Genomic DNA, 17,936 nt, shown 5'->3' on the forward strand with positions numbered 1-17,936 from the left:
CCCGCTCCGCCGTGAGCGTCACGATCGCCTGCTCCACGCCCGGCACGCCCTTCAGCGCGCGCTCGGCGGCGGCGCGGGCCGCCTCCCAGCCCTCTTTCTGGGCCGGATCGCCGACGAGCGACACGAAAGCCTTCGGACCCGAAAGATTGACGCCGCTGACGGCGCCCGCGAGCGGCGCGCCGCCGGGGCCGTGAAGCCCTTCAAGGGCCTTCAGAATGTCGGATTCCGTCGCCATCGGCCGCTCCTTGCCTCTTTAGAGCTATTCTAGGCAAGGGATATGCCGCGATTAGCCCCGCGCGTCCATGGGCGGCGCACAACAATCGCGCCGCTGGATCGGCGGGCACGGAACGTCGCCATAAGAGCAAAAGACGCAGCAGTCCCCCGGTTTAGGCCGGAGCCGCGCGCCGCAAGACGCGCATATGTGGAAAATCACGCAAGCGTCCTGCGGCATCGTCAGTTTTTCGACATGGCCGCAGTTCCGGCAGGTCAGGTTGGACTGAAGCCGCAAGCCCGCTCCTTCTCTCGTCGCAGTCCCCAATTGCCCTGCCCCTTACGCGAACATCATCGCCGGATGTTCGATCACCTGCTTGAATTCCGCCAGCAGCTCCGCGCCCAGCGCGCCGTCGACGGCGCGGTGGTCGCAGGAGAGCGTCACGCTCATCATCGTGGCGACGCTCGGCGCGCCATTCTTCACGATCACGCGCTGCTCGCCCTGCCCCACGGCGAGAATCGTCGATTGCGGCGGGTTGATCACGGCGGTGAAGCTCTGCACGCCATACATGCCGAGATTGGAAACCGCGCTGACGCCGCCCTCATATTCATGCGGCTTGAGCTTTCGCGCGCGGGCGCGGCCCGCAAGCTCCTTGATCTCGTCCGATATTTCCCGCACCGACTTCGCCTGCGCATTGCGGATGATCGGCGTCACGAGGCCGCCGGGGATGGAGACCGCGACGCCGATGTCGGACGACTTGTGCCGCAATAGGGCGTCGGGCGTGAAGGTGACATTCGCCTCCGGCTTGCGCTGCAAAGCGATCGCCAGCGCCTTGACGATGTAATCATTGACCGAGGTCTTCCAGACCGGCTTGCCGTCTGGGCCGAGCGACGCCGCGGAATTATAATCCTCGCGCAGCCGCAGCAGCGCGTCGATCTCGCAATCAATGTTGAGATAGAAATGCGGAATGGTCTGGATCGATTCGGTCAGGCGCCGCGCGATCGCCTTGCGCACATTGTCGTGCGGAATTTCCTCATAGGAATCGCGTTCGAAGAACTTGCGCGTCACATCCGCCGAAGGCGGCGCGGCGAGCGGCGCGGCTTTGCGCGCGCCGCCGGCGAGGGCGGTCTTGACGTCGCGCTCGATGATGCGGCCATGCGGACCGGAGCCGGCAAGCGCCGAAAGATCGATCCCCGCCTCCTTCGCGACCCGCCGCGCGAGCGGCGAGGCGAAGATGCGCGGCGCGCCGCTGTCCTGGTTGACGAGCGCCATCTTCGTCAGCTCCTGTACAAGACGGCCTTCGCCGCCGCGACGACTTCCGCGACGGTGGGCAGCGCGAGCTTTTCGAGATTGGCGGCATAAGGCATCGGCGTATCCTTGCCGGTCACGCGCAGCACCGGCGCGTCGAGGTAGTCGAAAGCCTCGCTCTGCACGCGCATCGCGATTTCCGCCGAAACGCCGTTCTGCGGCCAGCCTTCCTCGATCGCGACGCAGCGGCCGGTCTTTTTCACCGACTCGATCACCGTTTCGGAATCCATCGGACGCAAGGTGCGCAGGTCGACGACTTCCGCCTCTATCCCCTCCTTGGCGAGTTCATCCGCCGCGCCGAGCGCATAGGTCATGCCGATGGAGAAGGAGACGAGCGTCACATCCTTGCCCGGCCGGGCGATGCGCGCCTTGCCGATCGGCAGGACGAAATCCTCGAGCGCCGGCACCTCGGAGGATTTGCCGTAGAGAATTTCGTTTTCGAGAAAGATGACGGGATTATTGTTGCGGATCGCGGCCTTCAAGAGGCCCTTGGCGTCGCTCGCATTGGAGGGGGCGATGACGATCAGCCCGGGAACCTGAGAATACCAGGCGGAATAATCCTGGCTGTGCTGGGCGGCGACCCGCGCGGCGGCGCCGTTCGGCCCACGAAAGACGATCGGGCAATGGATCTGTCCGCCCGACATATAGAGGGTCTTCGCCGCCGAATTGACGATGTGGTCGATGGCCTGCATCGAGAAATTGAAGGTCATGAATTCGACGATGGGCCGCAGCCCGGCGAAAGCCGCGCCGACGCCGATCCCCGCAAAGCCATATTCGGTGATCGGCGTATCGACGACGCGCCGCGCGCCGAATTCCTGCAACAGGCCTTGCGTGATCTTATAGGCGCCCTGATATTCGGCGACCTCCTCGCCCATCACGAAGACATCCGGGTCGCGGCGCATTTCCTCGGCCATGGCGTCGCGCAAGGCTTCGCGCATGGTCATGGAAATCATGGCGGTTCCGGCGGGAACCTCCGGCGCGCTTTTTTGCGCGACGCTTGGCGGCACTGCGGCGCTGGCTGGCGCGGGAGATGGCGGCGCGACCGTTTCGGCTTCCGCCTTCTGCGGCCCCGCCGCGCCGTCGCCCTGCACGGGAGCCGGCGCGGGCGTCGCCGCTTCGGGAACTTCCTCGCCTTCCTCGGCGATCACTGCGATCGGCGTATTGACCGCGACATTCTCGGTGCCGCCGGGCACGAGAATGCGCGCCAGCACGCCTTCGTCGACCGCCTCGACCTCCATGGTCGCCTTGTCGGTCTCGATTTCGGCGATGACGTCGCCGGCCTTCACCGCGTCGCCTTCGCTCTTCAGCCATTTGGCGAGCTTGCCCTGCTCCATCGTCGGCGACAGGGCAGGCATAAGGACGTTGACGGTCATCGATTATGGTCCCTCACGCCAGCACGTCCGTCCAGAGTTCGCTCGGATCAGGCTCTTTGTCGCTTGTCGCGAAATCGGCCGCCTCCGCGACGATCTTGCGCGCATTGGCGTCGATCTTCTTCAACTCGTCCTCGCTGACGCCGTCGGCGATGAGCCTAAGGCGCACCTGCTCGATCGGATCATGCTCCTCGCGCATTTTCTGCACTTCTTCCTTGGAGCGATATTTCGCGGGATCGGACATGGAGTGGCCGCGATAGCGATAGGTCTGCGCCTCTATGAGATAGGGGCCTTTGCCGCTGCGGCACCATTCGAGCGCCTCTTCCGCCGCCGCCTTGACGGCCCGCACATCCATGCCGTCGATCTGCTTGCCGGGAATAGCAAAGGCGGCGCCGCGCTTCGAGAAGTCGATTTGCGCCGAGGCGCGGTGAATCTCCGTCCCCATCGCATAACGGTTATTCTCGACGACGAAGACGACCGGCAGCTTCCACAGCGCCGCCATGTTGAAGGTCTCGTAAACCTGGCCCTGATTGGCGGCGCCCTCGCCGAAAAAGGTCACCGACACCTTGCCGTCGCCGCGATAGGCGTCGGCGAAGCCGATCCCCGCGCCGATCGGCGCCGGCGCGCCGACGATGCCATGCCCGCCGAAGAAATTCGCCTCGCGCGAGAACATATGCATCGAGCCGCCCTTGCCCTTGGAGTAGCCGCCGCGTTTGCCGGCGAGCTCCGCCATGACTCTTTTGGCCTCCATGCCGCTCGCCAGCATATGGCCATGATCGCGATAGCTCGTGGTGAACTGGTCGCCCGCGCGCCCCGCCATTTTCACGCCGACGACGACCGCCTCCTGGCCGATATAGAGGTGGCAGAAGCCGCCGATGACGCCCATGCCGTAAAGCTGGCCGGCCTTTTCCTCGAAACGCCGGATGAGCAGCATGTCGCGAAGGGCGGCGAGCTCCTGCTCGCGCGTGAATGGTGGAACGGAGGATGCGCCCGTGGCGCCGGCGCCGACTTCCTCGACCATGTCTTCCCGCTCCCGTCGCAAAGCTTCGACGCGCAGCTTAGCCTATGACGTCCGCAAAAACGAGCGCCTGTGCGTCTCTATCGTTTCGGGGCGGCGGCTATCGGCTGTCGAGCTGCGATTGCAGTTCCTCGGCGAAGGCGGTGATCCGCTTGGCGTTGGCGCCGAAATCATGCCGGCCATAACGCGACGCCGACCGCAGATCGATGCGGGTCTGACCGGGCAACGGCTTCAAACGCACGGTGATGTCGTCGTCGAATCCCATGACGAGGGTCGTGTCGATGAAATCGATATGGCCCTCGCCGGCGCGGCCGCCCGGCGGATGCTTGTCGATCGTTTTCCAGCCGCGCGCCTTGGCGGTCTTCAAAACGAGCGCGTAGGCCTCGTCCGCGTCGAGATCGACGACGATCGGCTCGACGCCGGGATAGCCGGAGCGCTGCGTCTCGCGGATGCGGGGCGGAACGCGCGGCGGCTGAAAGCCGTTGCGCGCGTCATAGGCCGCTTTCGAGAAAGAGAAATAAGGCGGGTTGGCCACGTCCGTCGAAATATCCGCCAGCACGGGCAGGCGCACCGCCTCGAAGGCGAGATAGGCCGGATAGCCGAGCGTCAGCGCGGCGATGAAAAGCGCCACCACGGCGGCCCCCGCGCCGCGCTCGCCCGTCCGCCAGATGACCTGGCAGGCGGCGCAAAAGAGCAGTAGCGCAATCAGCGCCAGCGCCATGGCCGCGCCGAGCGACGCCAGCGCCGAGGGCGGATCGATGACATGAAGACGCCCCAGAAGGATCGACAAAATCGCCACAGTCGCGGCGAAGATCGCCAGACTGCGGCTCCAGAGCGCGACTTTGGACCAAGGCTCTGGGGGAAGATGGCGTCGCATCGGATCGAAAGCTCCCGTGAGGGCCGCCGGAAGGCGCGCGGGCTTTGGCGGCATTCTTCGCAATTTCGCGGCGAATGCAATGGCTTCCGAACGGCGCAAAAAATAATTTGAGCGAAAGGCCCGGCGCGGCCGCCGTCCTTAGCGGCTCGTTAACCCGATCGGCACAACTTTGAAAAGAATCGCCTTATTTTCCTCCTGTCGTCGAGCGCCCCCATGTCGGACAAGTTCTCCATCGACTTCAACCAGCCCCAGCCGAGCGGCCACCCGCATGACCTCCTCGCGCGTCTCTACCGCGAGATCGGCATTTCCGCCGTCGCCGCAGCGCTCGAGGTCGAACATTTCGCCGAGCAGGCGGCCGCCGCCAAGGTCGAGACTCTGGACGATCGCCGGACGCTCCCCGCGCTTTTGAGCGAAGACCTCGCGGCCTGAGCGTTTCTGGCGCGCTGGACGACGCCATCGACTATCGCGCGGGGTCGCCTATATTAGTGGCCTTCAGGAGGGCAAGGCCATGCACAGGGCTCTCGTTCGATCGCTTTTTGTCGGACTCGTCTCCTTCAGCTTCGTCGCCACGACGGCGGCCGAAACGCGCGTGCGGGGAACGCATCCCCGTATCCAGCGCGTTGCCCCTGCGGCGCCGGTCGATACGGACGACGGGTATTTTTCCGACTATGTGACGGGGCCGTTGGGGAGCAAAACCCCGGTGATGGACGTTCCAGGCTCCACCACCGTCATCACCCGCAAGATGATGGACGACTTTCAGTCGCGCAGTCTTTGCGACGCGCTGCGCTTGGCGCCGGGCGTAACCGGAGGCGGCTGCTGAGGCGCCTATAAGCCCCCCTCCCTGTCCCTCCCCCGCTTCGCTTCGCTCCCAGGAGAGGGAACCCTAATGATCGGCGTTCGCGCCAGGGAGGGGGTTGATCTCCTTTATTCGATAATGCTGGCGACGACGCCGGCGCCGCATAGGAATGCGGTTGATCGCATTCCGTCATCGCATCGATCATTCGATGATCGATGCGACAACTCCGGCTCCAACCGTGCGTCCGCCTTCGCGGATGGCGAAGCGCAGCTTCTCCTCCATGGCGATCGGCACGATCAACGCGACTTCCATCGTCACATTGTCGCCCGGCATCACCATCTCGACGCCGTCCGGAAGCGTGACGATCCCGGTCACATCCGTCGTGCGGAAATAAAACTGCGGGCGATAATTGGTGAAGAACGGCGTATGGCGGCCGCCCTCCTCCTTCGTCAGGATATACGCCTCGGCCTTGAACTTCGTATGCGGCTTCACCGAACCCGGCTTGCACAGAACCTGGCCGCGCTCCACGTCCTCGCGCTTCGTGCCGCGCAGCAGACAGCCGACGTTATCGCCCGCCTCGCCCTGGTCGAGCAGCTTGCGGAACATTTCGACGCCCGTCACCGTCGACTTCGTCGTCGGACGAATGCCGACGATCTCGACTTCCTCGCCCACCTTGATCACGCCGCGCTCGATGCGCCCCGTCACCACCGTGCCGCGGCCCGAAATCGAGAACACGTCCTCGACCGGCATCAGGAACGGCTGATCCTTCGGGCGCTCCGGCTGCGGGATGTAGGCGTCGACCGTCTCCATCAGCTTCAGGATCGCGTCATGGCCGATCTCGGGGTTCTTGCCCTCGAGCGCGCACAGCGCCGAACCCTTGGTGATCGGAATGTCGTCGCCGGGGAATTCATACTTGCTGAGCAGTTCGCGCACTTCGAGCTCGACAAGCTCCAAAAGCTCCGGATCGTCGACCATGTCGACCTTGTTCAAAAACACCACCAGCGCCGGCACGCCGACCTGGCGGGCGAGCAGAATATGCTCGCGCGTCTGCGGCATCGGGCCGTCGGCGGCGGAAACGACGAGGATCGCGCCGTCCATCTGCGCCGCGCCGGTGATCATGTTCTTCACATAGTCGGCGTGGCCGGGGCAGTCGACATGGGCGTAATGGCGGTTCCTCGTCTCATATTCGACATGCGCCGTCGAAATGGTGATGCCGCGCGCCTTCTCCTCCGGCGCCTTGTCGATCTGGTCATAGGCCGTAAAAGTCGCCCCGCCCGTCTCCGCCAGCACTTTCGTAATCGCCGCCGTCAAAGACGTCTTGCCATGGTCGACGTGTCCAATCGTCCCAATGTTGCAGTGCGGCTTCGTGCGTGAAAACTTTTCCTTGGCCATGATCCTGTTCCGGCTTTGGCGGGGCCTTCCCCGCGTGCGGCGGGGGTTTAAGGCCCTCTTGGCTTTTCTTCAAGTCCTGCTGCGGCGATTGACCTCGCCGCTTCGCAAACGCCAGCGCCAGCGTGGCCTATCTATTGTTCAAGGCGGACCCAGAATCGTCGGCGGCCAATGATCGGGCGCGCGCGGCTTTTTCGACCGGGAGGATTGCTAAATGAGTAAAGTTTCTCGACGCAATATCCTATTGATCTCGATTTTTTGGCTCTTCATCGGCCTATGCGTCGGCGCCCTCGCGCTTGGATGGGCCATCGACCATGTGACGATCGTCGAGTTCGCGCCCGACGATATGATCGATCTTTATGTCTCGATCGGGCTGACGGCGGCGCTTGTCCTCCTTGCCTATCTTCTTCTCGGCTTCGCGGGTCATTTCCTTCTTGGCGACGAGGAATCCACGGCCCGGCAAGCCATTGGCTTCTGGCTCAGGCTTTTGCTCATTCTCGCCTTTATAGGCGCGTGCGTCGCTGGGATTCTGGCGCTCGCCGCGCGCGGCGAGCAGATCTTCTTCTGGCGATATCCCCTGCCGCTCTGGGTCATCGGCGACCCGATTCTCGAGGAGCCTCTGTTCGCGGCGCATCGATACGCCGCCTATCTCCTGGCGGGCGCGATCCTCATCTATCTTCTCTATGCCGCCTACGATCATCTTCGCCCCGCGGCGCCCGTCGCGCCGGGCGGCGCGCTGGAGCTGGCGGCGGCGCCGACGCTCGCCGCGCTCATCGCGGACGGGCTCGCCCAAGGCTTTCGCTTCTTCGGCGGCTTCGCCTTCTGGCTTCAGCTCCTGCTCTGGATCGTGTCGGCGCTGCTGCTGGTCTTCGCCTATGTCGGGCATACCATCAGCCCTGACCGCTCGAGGCTCAGCGACGCGATCTATTGGGCGACGGGCGGCGTGGCCCTTCTCATTCTCACGACGCTCTTCGCCTTCAAATATATGAAGACGGCGAGATGGATCAGAAGCCGCCCGACGGCCTATCTCGGCCATGAAAGGCGCATGGCCTTCTGGTTCGTCGGCCTCGGAGGCTTTATCAGCATCGCTGGGGCGCTCATCTCTTTCGTCGGCGTCGGACTGAGCGTCGCTTTGCTCATCGGAAAGACCGTCTCGCAGCCGCCGGGGATCGCCATCACCGATCCGCAAAAGATCATCCGCGCGCTCGATGTCTTCATCCTCTTGGTGAACATTAATCTCTTATTCGCTCATTTTATTGGCTTTGGGGTCGCGGCCTGGCTCAGCATCAGCGCCTGGAAAGCGCGTCATCAATATTTGCTGATGACGGACGGGGGCGATTGAGGCGCCGTCTGTCCGGCCCGGCTCGCCCTTACGCTTCGTGAACGATCTCGCCCGCGACTACGGTCGCGCTGACGACGCCCTGCAGCAGCGCGCCGTCGAAAGGCGTGTTCTTGCAACGCGAGTGGAGCTTCGCCGGATCGACGACGAAAGGCGCGTCGGGGTCGAAGCGGATCAGGTCGGCGGGGGCCCCCTTTTCGAGCCGCCCCTGCGGCAGTCCGAGAATTTCCGCCGGCCGCGACGACATCGCGGCGAGCAGACGCGGCAGCGTCACGTCGCCCGAGTGCACGAGGCGCAGTCCGGCCGCGAGCATGGTCTCGACGCCGATCGCGCCATATTCGGCCTCCGCGAAGGGGAGGCGCTTCGTCTCCACGTCCTGCGGGTCATGATCCGAGACGATCACGTCGATGAGGCCCTCGCTGAGCGCCTCGACCAGCGCCTTGCGTTCGTCCTCCTGGCGCAGCGGCGGGCGGAGCTTCAAAAAGGTGCGATAGTCGCCGATGTCGTTTTCATTCAGCGTCAGATGGTTGATCGAGACGCCGCAGGTGACGGGCAGGCCCGCGTCCTTCGCCGCCCGCAGCGCGTCGAGCGAGAGCGTCGTGGTGACGATCGCCGCGTGATAGCGCGCGCCGGTGAGGGCGACGAGCCGCAGGTCGCGGTCGAGCATGATCGCCTCGGCTTCGCGCGGCGCGCCCGACAGGCCCAGGCGATGCGCGAAGTCTCCCTCGTTCATCACGCCAGCGCCGAGGTCCGGATCTTGCGCGAAATGGACGACGAGCGCGCCGAAATCGCGGGCATAGGTGAGCGCGCGGCGCATGACGAGCGCATTCCTCACCGAGCGCGCGCCATCGGAAAATGCGACCGCGCCGGCCTGCTGCAGCAGCCCCAGCTCCGCGATTTCCTTCCCCTCGCGACCCTTGGTGAGCGCCGCCATGGGCAACACGCGCACCCGGCCGGTGTCGCGCGCCCGCCGAAGCACGAAATCCACGACCGCGGGATCGTCGACAGCGGGAAAAGTGGCGGAGGTCGCGACGAGCGTCGTGACGCCCCCGGCCGCGGCGGCGAGAGTGGCGCTGGCGATCGTCTCGCGATGCTCGGCGCCCGGCTCGCCGAGAAAGGCCTGCATGTCGATGAGGCCGGGGGCGAGCACGTCGCCGCCGCAGTCGATGACGCGCGACTCGTCGGGCGCGCTGGAGACCTGGCCGAGGTCGGCGATCACCCCGTCTGCGACGAGCAGCCCGCCGCGAGTCTCGCTCCCCGAGCCGGGATCGACGAGACGGGCGTTGAGGAACAGGAGCGGCGGAGGCGAGGGCGGCATGGCGCCTGCTTAGGCCATTTTGCGAGGGTTGGAAATGAGCCGCGGCGACGCCCGCTCAGCAGGCCTCTCGCGCCAGCCGCGGGAGGGGATTTCGCCGGTCCATCAGGCCCGCTCCCTGTCACAAATCTTTTTTCCGACTGTGCTTTCGGTAGCCGCCCAGCGCCGCGCCGCGTCCTCGGGACGCTAAACCCCCTTTATGGAGAGTTCTTATGAAGAAGCTGCTGCTCCTGTCCCTGCTCCTGCCCTCCTTCGCCTATGCGTCCGACGACGCGGTCGATTGCAGCAAGAAGGACGGCGTCGTGAAATGCACGGTCAAGAAGGACAAGGTGATCGTCGACGCCATCTCGGTCAATGGCGACGAATGCGCCGTGCCGGCGGATCCGAAAATCTTTCACCACGCCTTCAATAAGGGCGACAAGTTCAGCGTTCCGGTAAAGGGCGGCGATAACGACCTGCCCGTCCTCGGCGACTGCGACTATGTGAGAATCGTCACGATCAAGACCCACGACGGCAAGAAGAAGACTTTCAACGCCCTCTAAGTTTCGCCAAGCCGCAAGAACGACCCCCGAGAGGACAGGCCGGGCCGCGACACGGGCGCGCCCGGCCTATCTATCTGCGCTCGCCTCCGGCCTATCGAATTTCGCGAAAGCCGCCGCAACCCCGCCCCGATTTCGGCGGGAGCCGCGCGCAGGATGCCGTCGCGCAGCGCAATCAGCGCGCTCGCGCCGATAAAAATGGCGGCGACGGCGGCGATCGTCGGCCACCGGTCCGGCCGTCCATAGGTCGATTCGGCCCCGATTGTTCGCGGCGTCAAGGCGCGCAAACTGGAATTTTCGTCGAAACTGATGGACATCGGGAAGCTCGCTTGCCTCAGCCCTCGCGAAAAATCGCAGGGGACAAGGATTCATTAACGGCGATTATGGTTAAGAAGGGGTAACTGCTATTGTCGCAGGGCGCGACGTCGCCTCTCGCGCCCCTTTTTATTCAAGGCGCGCCAAGGGCCTCAGCATCGGGAGCGGTCTTTCGTGTTGAGCTTCGAGAATGTCGGACTGCGCTATGGCGTCGGAGCGGAGACGCTCCGCGACGTGAATTTCAAGATCGCCCCCCGCTCGTTCCAATTCCTTACCGGGCCGTCGGGCGCGGGCAAGACCACGCTGATGCGGCTCATCATCATGGCGCTGCGGCCGACCCGCGGGCTCATCAATATTTTCGGCCGCGACACGGCGACGCTCACCAAGGACGAAGTCACCGAGACGCGCCGCGGCATCGGCGTCGTCTTTCAGGATTTCCGCCTGCTCGACCATCTGACGCTCTATGAGAACGCCGCCCTGCCGCTGCGCGTGCTCGGCCGCGACGAATCGAGCTATCGCGCCGAGGTCGTCGAACTCCTGCGCTGGGTCGGGCTCGGGGAGCGCACCCACGCCCTCCCCAGTGTGCTTTCGGGCGGGGAGAAACAGCGGGCGGCCATCGCCCGGGCGCTAATCTCGCAGCCCAAACTTCTGCTCGCGGACGAACCGACCGGCAATGTCGATCCGACGCTCGCGCGCCGCATTTTGCGCCTTTTCGTGGAGCTGCATAAATCGGGGACCGCCGTGATCATCGCGACGCATGATTTGAGCCTGATGGACCAATATGACGAAGCGAGGCGGCTCGTCCTCGCCGACGGACGGCTTCATATTTTCGAGTGACCGGGCGATGACGCTGATCCGACTTTGGTCCGGGACGCGCTGGCGCGTGGCGTCGTCGGAGGCGGACGAGGAGCTTCCCGCCCAGGGGCCGCTCGTGCCCGCAGATTCGGTCGCGGGGCGGTCGCTCGTCATCGTCATCGCCATCATGACCTTTCTCGCCGCGCTCGCCGCCAACGCCGCGCTGCTCGTCGCCGACGCCAGCGTCGAATGGCGCGGCGAGGTCGCGCGCGAGGCGACCGTGCAGGTCCGACCCGTCACCGGCCGAAACATCGAAGCCGATCTCGACAAGGCGGCGGCGCTGATGCGCCAGACGCCGGGCGTGCGGGAGACGCAAATCTACACCAAGGCGGAATCGGAAGCGCTGCTCGCGCCCTGGCTCGGACAGGGCCTCGACCTGACGGAATTGCCGACGCCGCGCATGATCGTGCTCAAGCTCGACGCCGAAACCCCGGCCGATTTCGGCCGGCTGCGGATGGAGCTCGAGCGCTACGTCCCCAGCGCGACGCTCGACGACCATCACGTCTTCATCGCGCGTCTCGGCGACATGGCGCGCGCCGCCGTCATCGTCGCGGGGGCGGTTTTCGTTCTGATCCTCGCAGCGATGGGCGTCGCGGTCGCCTCCGCGACGCGCGCGGCGGTGGCGACGAACCGGGAAATCGTGGAAGTGCTCCATATCGTCGGCGCGGCGGACGCCTTCATCGCGCGCGAATTCCAGCGCCGCTTCATGGCGCTCGGCCTGCGCGGCGCGCTGATCGGCGGCGGCGCCGCGATCGGCTTTTTCCTGCTAGCGCAATTCGCCGCGCGGCGCTGGCGCGCCACGGGGGGCGGCGACCAGATGGAGGCGATGTTCGGCGACTTCAGCATCGGCGCGGGCGGCTTCGCCATCATCCTGCTGCTCGCCGGCGGCGTCGCTCTCCTCACCGGCTTTCTGTCGCAAGCCATTGTGCTGCGCCATTTGAAGCGCCTGGGCTAGATCCTCCGAGGCGCTCATCATCGCCCTTAGCCGCAGCGATCGCGACGCGGCGCCTCGCCCCGGCGTCTCGCGGAGCCGATCAGCCTACGCCCTCAGCGCTTCTTGCTGATGACGCTCGGAAAAAAAAGCCCCTATAGTCGCCTTTGAGTCGCGCCTCGACGCGCGGCGGGAGCGAGATCGTTCTTGATGGAATCGTCAGCCGATCCCATTTCAAACGATCCCGCTCCGGAAGGAAAATATCGAGGGGGGAAACGAGGGAGTGACGAGGCGCGTTCGCCCGGAAGAGGCTGCGAAGCCGATGGAGAAGCTTGCGACGACGCTTCGCGCGGCGCGCAACGCCTTGCTCGCGGCCTTCGCGGCCGGCGCTTGCGTCGCCGCCCTGCTGCTCCTGGGCTACGCCGCCTTCGCCCTGTCCTTGCCGCGCGAGGAGCCGGCCATCGCGGGACGGTCGGAAGGCATGGTGGCGCTGACCGGCGGCTCCGACCGCGTGCTCGACGCGGCGCTTCTGCTCGCGCGCGGCAAAGCCGACCGCCTGCTCATCACCGGCGTCAATCGCGCAACGCGGGGAGCCACGCTCGCGAAAATCCTGCCGGTCTCGCGCGAGCTTTTCGACTGCTGCGTCGACCTCGGCTATACCGCGCTCGACACCGCCGGCAACGCCCGCGAGGCCCGCGACTGGGCGCGCGCGCGCAACATCACCCGCTCGCTCATCGTCGTAACCTCGAACTATCACATGCCGCGCGCCCTGGTGGAAATCTCCGCCGCCATGCCGGATGTCGAACTCCATCCGTTTCCGGTGGTGAGCGAACATGTCAACGTCGCCGACTGGGCGAGCGACCTGCGCGTCGCCCGGCTCATCGGCAGCGAATATATCAAATATATCGGCTCGGTGCTGCGCACCCATTTTCTGTCCGACGACGCGCAGCCCGAGCCCGCCTGGCCGCCCTTGCGGCGCAGCGCGGCTTCTGGGTGATCGTCTTGTTTCTGTGGGCGATGGCGGCGTAAAAGGCGCTGTGCCTCTCTCACCCGATCCCCGCCATGCTCTTCCTGCGCTCGCTTGTCTTCCAGATTCTGTTCTTCCTGAACATGTTCGCCCTGATGATCGTCTGGCTGCCGGCGATGCCGATGCGCCGGCAGATCAATCAGGAATTAGGCCGCACCTGGGGCCGCACCACGCTCTGGCTCCTCGATAAAATCTGCGGTCTGAAGATCGAGTGGCGCGGGCTGGAGAACATCCCGAAGGGCGCGGTGATCGTCGCCTGCAAGCATCAGTCGATCTGGGAGACTTTCGTCCTGCCGATCCGCTTTCCGGACTTCAGCTATATCCTCAAGCATGAATTGATCTGGCTGCCTTTCTTCGGCTGGTATCTGCTCGCCGCCGAACAGATCGCCATCGACCGCGCCAAGGGCGGCAAGCTCATGCCGCAGCTCGTGGCCAAGGCGAAGAAAATTTTCGCGCAGGGGCGACAGCTCTTCATCTTCCCCGAGGGCACGCGCCGACCGGCGGGCGCGCCGCCGCGGTATAAATTCGGCATCGCCCATCTTTACGCCGCGACGGAAACGCCCGTGTTGCCGGTGGCGGTGAATTCCGGCCTCTTCTGGCCGCGCCGCGCCTTCATCATCCGGCCGGGAACGGTCGTGATCGAATTTCTGCCGCTCATCACGCCGGGCATAGAGCCGCAGGAATTTTTCGAAAAGCTTTCGACCGAGATCGAGGAAACGTCGAACCGGCTGATCGAGGAAGCGGTCGCGAAGGATCCTTCGCTGGCGGCGATCGTCGAGAAAGGCCGCGCACAGGCGGCGAAGGGGCCCAATGGGGAGGAAGCGCCGGAGAGCTGATGGGCAAACTCTTGTCAGCGATTAATGCGTTTCCGTCTGCAAGTTGAGATGCTCGACCCGCCGAAGACGCGCTTCGAGTTCGCTGATCAGAACGCCATGGCCGATAACCGACGTATGATATTCGATGACGGCGCCGCGCAATCCCACAATCTGTTCGCTAAGGTCTTTTCGCGTCGCATCGATCTTGGCGTCCACCGTCATTAAATCCGACGCTACATCCGCCCGCAGGGAACGCGCCTCGGACTTTATGTCCGCGATATCGTTTTTTAAATCCACAATATCGCTTTTCGTCGCCATTTCCGCTCGCATATCGCGAAGCAGTTGCAGAATGAAACTTTCGGGTTCTTCCACCAAAATCAAACCGCCTTTTTATGAAGGACATTCTCTGTCGACAGCGTTCCGCCGTGGTGAAGATAGGGCGCGGTGAAGTTATCCCGTAGGCGCGCGCCAAATACTCTATCTCCCCGCCGTCGCCGTCAACGCTTGCGGCGAGGCGAGCAGCGGATATTCCGCCTCGACGATATAGGGCCCGCCGCCGACAGAATCGCGCGAAGAATAGAGCACGAAGCGCTCGGCCGTGAAGCGGAGCGGCGGGAAATAGCCGCGCGTTCCAAGATAGGCGGCGACGGCGCCAGGGCTCGCGCCGCGCAGCCGCGCCAGCGTCACATGCGGAATGAATTTGCGCGCCTCAGGCGGCGCGCCGAGCCGGCGCAACAGCCGCTCCTGCTCGGCCTGCATCTCCATCAGCGCAGGCTCCGTGCGGGCGCGCGCCACGATCGCGCGCGGCTTGTCGCCGCCAAAGGAGGCCAACTGATCGACCGCCACCGTCAGTTCCGGCCGGCGGATGAAGGAGAGCGCATTCGCCACGTCGCGGGCGAAGCCGTCATCCACATCGCCGATGAAGCGCAGGGTGATGTGATAGTTCTCGACGTCGATCCAGCGGGCGCCGGGAACGCCGCCGCGCAGCCGCGCGAGGCTCTCGGCGACCGGTCGGGGAACCTCCAGGGCGGTGAACAGTCTCGGCATGACTTTCTCCCCGAGCGGGACCGCGCCGCCTCATTGCGCGCGCGACGTCTTTCTGGCGCCCATGGATGCGAGGGTTTTCTCGACATAGGGCGCGATCTTCTTCACGATCTTCGCGACGCCGGCCGCATTGGGGTGGACGCCATCCGAAATGAGCAGCGCCGGCGATCCCCAGACTCCCTCCAGAATGAACGGCACGAGCGGAACCTGATATTTGGCTGCGAGATCGGTATAGATCGAATCGAAGTCCTTTTTGTAAGCTTGCCCGCGATTGGTCGAAGACACCATGGCGGTCAGCACCGGCCGCACGCCTTTTTGCTTCAGCGTCCCCAGAATCTGGTCGAGATTGGCGCGCGTGACCTTGGGATCATGGCCGTTCAGCATATCGTTCGCCCCGAGTTCGACAAGAGCGATATCGACCGGGCCCGCCGATAGCGTGTAATCAAGCCGCGCGAGCCCGGTCGTCGTCGTGTCGCCGGAAACGCCGGCCTGTATCACCTCGACGTCATAGCCATCCGCGGCGAGGCGCTGCTTGAGCTGCGCCGGGAGAGAATCCTCGGCCGCGATTCCGGCGCCGGCGGTAAGGCTGTCGCCAAAAGCGAGAATACGGGCGGGCTCGGCCCGGGCGGAGGCGGAAAAGAGCGTCGCCATGGCCAGAACCACGGCTTGGAAGCGGCGGCGGAACGCGTAATAAGGCGACAGGCTGGCGGGCGTCATGTGCGGCGCGTCAATCAAGGTTCTATCTCCGTGCGGCGAAAAGTTATCGAAGTCGAGGGCGTCGATCTCACGCTTGGCGAAGGCGCCGCCCGCGTCCATGTGCTCAAGAACATCAACTTGAGCGTAGCGGAGGGCGAGACGGTCAGCCTTCTGGGTCCTTCCGGTTCGGGAAAATCTACCTTGCTCATGACCCTCGCGGGACTGGAGCGTCCCGACGCGGGTCGCGTCAGCATCGACGGGCGCGATCTTGGCGCCCTCTCTGAGGATACGCTGGCGCGTTTCCGTGGGGATAAAATAGGGATCGTTTTTCAGTCTTTCCAGCTTATCCCCACCATGACGGCGCTGGAGAATGTCGCCGTTCCCCTTGAACTTGCCGGAAAAACAGACGCCTTTGAGCGCGCCGGGGCGGAGCTTGCGGCGGTTGGGCTGGGGGAGCGCCTCTCGCATTATCCCGCCCAGCTCTCGGGCGGCGAGCAGCAGCGGGTGGCGCTCGCCCGGGCGCTCGCGCCGGACCCGCTGATCCTGGCCGCGGACGAGCCGACCGGCAATCTCGATTCCGAGACCGGCGCGGGGATGATCGACCTCATCTTCTCCCTGCAGGCGCGGCGCGGCGCGACGCTCGTGCTCGTCACCCATGATCCGGCGCTGGCTGCCCGCTGCGACCGGCGGATCAGGCTGCGCTCCGGCAGGATCGAAGCGGAAGAGGCCGGCGCGCCATGAATCGCGCGACGAGCGGCGCGACGCATTTTCGCGCCCTGCCCTTCGGGTTGCGCTTCGCGCTGCGCGATCTCCTCGGCGATCCGCGCGGCTTTGGGGTCTTCATCGCCTGCATCGTCATTGGCGTCGCGGCGATTTCGGGGGTCTCCGGCCTCTCCCGCTCGCTCGCACAGGGCCTTGCCCGCGAGGGCCGCACGATTCTCGGCGGCGACGCCTCCTTCAGCCAGGTCTCGCGCGAATTTTCGCCCGAGCAGCGGGCGTTCTTCGAGGCGCGGGGCCGGCTTTCCGAGATTTCGCTGCTGCGCGCCATGGCGCGGCGCGGCGACGGCGAAGCGGCGCTCGTCGAGATCAAGGCCGTCGACCCGGCGACCTATCCCGCCTTCGGCGCCGCGGCGCTCGAACCCGACATGCCGCTCGCCGAAGCGCTCGGCGAGCGCGACGGGCTGCCGGGCGTCGTCGTCGATCCCCTCCTGCTCGCGCGGCTCGACATGAAGCTCGGGCAGACGGTCGACATCGGCGCTTCGCGTTTTCAGCTGCGCGCGGCGCTGCGTAGCGAGCCCGACAAGCTTGCGGGGGGCGTCGGATTCGGCCCGCGCGTGATGATGAGCCGCGCCGCGCTTTACGGCGCGGAGCTCGTGACGCCGGGCTCGATCGTGCGCCATGTGATCCGGGTGACGCTGAACGGTGCGCCGGACGAGGAAGCGGTGAAGGCTTTCAGCGCCGACGCGGAACGCGCCTTCCCGCAGGCCGGATGGGAGAAGCGCACGCGCGACGCCGTTTCTCCCCAATTCTCGCGCAATCTCGACCGCTTCGCGCAATTGCTGACGCTTGTCGCGCTCACTGCCCTCGTCGCCGGGGGAGCCGGCGTCGCCAACGCCGTGCAGGGCTTCGTCGAACGCAAGCGCGCGCAATTTGCGATCCTCAAGGCGCTCGGCGCCGAAGGTTCGCGCGTCTTCGCCATCGCGCTGGCGCAGGTGCTGGCGGCGGCCTCTTTCGCCATATTGATCGGGCTCGCCGTCGGGGCGACGATTCCCTGGGCGGGGGCGCAGGCGCTGCGTGAACTCGCCGATCTTCCCGTCTCCGCCGCGCTCGACGCCCGCGGCGCCTTCTTTGGCGCGGCTTACGGCCTGCTCGTCGTGCTGATCTTCGCGCTCGTTCCGCTCGGCCGCGCGCATGAAACGCCGGTCGCGGCGCTGCTGCGCGACGATACGCGCGGCGCGCGCCTCGCGCGCTATCGGATCGGCGCCGCGATCGCGGCCATCGCGCTCGCGGGGCTCGTCATGGCCTCCTCCTTCGACGTCAAGCTCGGCGCCGCTTATGTCGGCGCCGCCGCCGGCGCCTTCGCGCTGCTGA

At 65.4% G+C, this 17,936-nt stretch carries 21 protein-coding genes; 10 read left to right on the top strand and 11 right to left on the bottom strand.

Annotation, left to right across the window (positions count from 1 at the left end):
- The 6 genes from V3H18_RS14585 to V3H18_RS14610 all read right to left on the bottom strand — a co-directional run.
- Positions 1-235, bottom strand: a 235-nt coding sequence (locus V3H18_RS14585; RefSeq protein ID WP_332082799.1) for an iron-sulfur cluster assembly protein, incomplete at its 3' end; no start/stop codon positions are given.
- 51 nt (positions 236-286) lie between these two features.
- On the bottom strand, positions 287-538 hold the full coding sequence (locus V3H18_RS14590; RefSeq protein ID WP_456299377.1) for a GDCCVxC domain-containing (seleno)protein: 252 nt from the start codon (positions 536-538) through the stop codon (positions 287-289).
- Positions 539-550: 12 nt separating this feature from the next.
- Positions 551-1,483 (bottom strand): 2-oxo acid dehydrogenase subunit E2, encoded by a 933-nt coding sequence (locus tag V3H18_RS14595; protein ID WP_332082801.1) that lies wholly within the window; start codon positions 1,481-1,483, stop codon positions 551-553.
- A gap of 5 nt (positions 1,484-1,488) precedes the next feature.
- On the bottom strand, positions 1,489-2,892 hold the full coding sequence (locus tag V3H18_RS14600) for a pyruvate dehydrogenase complex E1 component subunit beta (protein ID WP_332082802.1): 1,404 nt from the start codon (positions 2,890-2,892) through the stop codon (positions 1,489-1,491).
- A gap of 13 nt (positions 2,893-2,905) precedes the next feature.
- Positions 2,906-3,910: a pyruvate dehydrogenase (acetyl-transferring) E1 component subunit alpha gene (gene pdhA / locus V3H18_RS14605; protein ID WP_332082803.1), complete on the bottom strand. Its 1,005-nt coding sequence runs from the start codon at positions 3,908-3,910 to the stop codon at positions 2,906-2,908.
- A 97-nt stretch (positions 3,911-4,007) separates the two neighbouring features.
- Positions 4,008-4,784: a DUF1499 domain-containing protein gene (locus V3H18_RS14610; protein ID WP_332082804.1), complete on the bottom strand. Its 777-nt coding sequence runs from the start codon at positions 4,782-4,784 to the stop codon at positions 4,008-4,010.
- A 213-nt stretch (positions 4,785-4,997) separates the two neighbouring features.
- Between V3H18_RS14610 and V3H18_RS14615 the strand changes: the two genes are divergently transcribed.
- Both V3H18_RS14615 and V3H18_RS14620 read left to right on the top strand, forming a co-directional pair.
- On the top strand, positions 4,998-5,213 hold the full coding sequence (locus V3H18_RS14615; protein ID WP_332082805.1) for a hypothetical protein: 216 nt from the start codon (positions 4,998-5,000) through the stop codon (positions 5,211-5,213).
- A 79-nt stretch (positions 5,214-5,292) separates the two neighbouring features.
- A complete protein-coding gene (locus tag V3H18_RS14620; RefSeq protein WP_332082806.1) occupies positions 5,293-5,604 on the top strand; it encodes a TonB-dependent receptor plug domain-containing protein in 312 nt (103 codons plus the stop codon).
- A gap of 177 nt (positions 5,605-5,781) precedes the next feature.
- Here the strand turns inward: V3H18_RS14620 and tuf are convergent, their stop codons facing one another.
- Entirely contained in the window at positions 5,782-6,972 is a 1,191-nt protein-coding gene (gene tuf / locus V3H18_RS14625) for an elongation factor Tu (protein WP_332082807.1), read from the bottom strand.
- A gap of 211 nt (positions 6,973-7,183) precedes the next feature.
- On the opposite strand from tuf, the gene V3H18_RS14630 reads away from it, so the two are divergent.
- The gene (locus tag V3H18_RS14630; RefSeq protein WP_332082808.1) at positions 7,184-8,311 is read left to right on the top strand and encodes a DUF3611 family protein; all 1,128 of its coding nucleotides are present in this window, start codon (positions 7,184-7,186) and stop codon (positions 8,309-8,311) included.
- A 28-nt stretch (positions 8,312-8,339) separates the two neighbouring features.
- Here the strand turns inward: V3H18_RS14630 and pyrC are convergent, their stop codons facing one another.
- A complete protein-coding gene (gene pyrC / locus V3H18_RS14635; RefSeq protein ID WP_332082809.1) occupies positions 8,340-9,626 on the bottom strand; it encodes a dihydroorotase in 1,287 nt (428 codons plus the stop codon).
- A gap of 209 nt (positions 9,627-9,835) precedes the next feature.
- Between pyrC and V3H18_RS14640 the strand changes: the two genes are divergently transcribed.
- The 5 genes from V3H18_RS14640 (at position 9,836) to V3H18_RS14660 (ending at position 14,126) form a co-directional block, all read left to right on the top strand.
- A complete protein-coding gene (locus V3H18_RS14640; protein WP_332082810.1) occupies positions 9,836-10,165 on the top strand; it encodes a hypothetical protein in 330 nt (109 codons plus the stop codon).
- Between the two features lie 486 nt (positions 10,166-10,651).
- Entirely contained in the window at positions 10,652-11,314 is a 663-nt protein-coding gene (gene ftsE / locus V3H18_RS14645) for a cell division ATP-binding protein FtsE (RefSeq protein ID WP_332082811.1), read from the top strand.
- A gap of 7 nt (positions 11,315-11,321) precedes the next feature.
- Complete coding sequence (locus tag V3H18_RS14650; RefSeq protein ID WP_332082812.1) at positions 11,322-12,287, top strand: cell division protein FtsX; 966 nt, start codon at positions 11,322-11,324, stop codon at positions 12,285-12,287.
- Between the two features lie 259 nt (positions 12,288-12,546).
- The gene (locus V3H18_RS14655) at positions 12,547-13,260 is read left to right on the top strand and encodes a YdcF family protein (RefSeq protein WP_332082813.1); all 714 of its coding nucleotides are present in this window, start codon (positions 12,547-12,549) and stop codon (positions 13,258-13,260) included.
- A gap of 65 nt (positions 13,261-13,325) precedes the next feature.
- On the top strand, positions 13,326-14,126 hold the full coding sequence (locus V3H18_RS14660; protein WP_332082814.1) for a lysophospholipid acyltransferase family protein: 801 nt from the start codon (positions 13,326-13,328) through the stop codon (positions 14,124-14,126).
- A 21-nt stretch (positions 14,127-14,147) separates the two neighbouring features.
- Here V3H18_RS14660 and V3H18_RS14665 read toward each other — a convergent pair whose 3' ends face one another.
- From V3H18_RS14665 to V3H18_RS14675, 3 genes are all read right to left on the bottom strand, one after another.
- The gene (locus V3H18_RS14665; protein WP_332082815.1) at positions 14,148-14,423 is read right to left on the bottom strand and encodes a hypothetical protein; all 276 of its coding nucleotides are present in this window, start codon (positions 14,421-14,423) and stop codon (positions 14,148-14,150) included.
- Positions 14,424-14,582: 159 nt separating this feature from the next.
- Complete coding sequence (gene thpR / locus V3H18_RS14670) at positions 14,583-15,152, bottom strand: RNA 2',3'-cyclic phosphodiesterase (protein WP_332082816.1); 570 nt, start codon at positions 15,150-15,152, stop codon at positions 14,583-14,585.
- Positions 15,153-15,182: 30 nt separating this feature from the next.
- A complete protein-coding gene (locus tag V3H18_RS14675; protein ID WP_332082817.1) occupies positions 15,183-15,866 on the bottom strand; it encodes an arylesterase in 684 nt (227 codons plus the stop codon).
- A 30-nt stretch (positions 15,867-15,896) separates the two neighbouring features.
- Here V3H18_RS14675 and V3H18_RS14680 point away from each other — a divergent pair, with 30 nt between their 5' ends.
- The gene (locus V3H18_RS14680; RefSeq protein ID WP_332082818.1) at positions 15,897-16,586 is read left to right on the top strand and encodes an ABC transporter ATP-binding protein; all 690 of its coding nucleotides are present in this window, start codon (positions 15,897-15,899) and stop codon (positions 16,584-16,586) included.
- A partial coding sequence (locus tag V3H18_RS14685; protein ID WP_332082819.1) for an ABC transporter permease occupies positions 16,583-17,936 on the top strand: 1,354 nt, incomplete at its 3' end. The genes V3H18_RS14680 and V3H18_RS14685, both read left to right, overlap by 4 nt.

It is taken from the genome of Methylocystis borbori (genome assembly GCF_036576025.1).
GTDB classification, from domain to species: domain Bacteria; phylum Pseudomonadota; class Alphaproteobacteria; order Rhizobiales; family Beijerinckiaceae; genus Methylocystis; species Methylocystis borbori.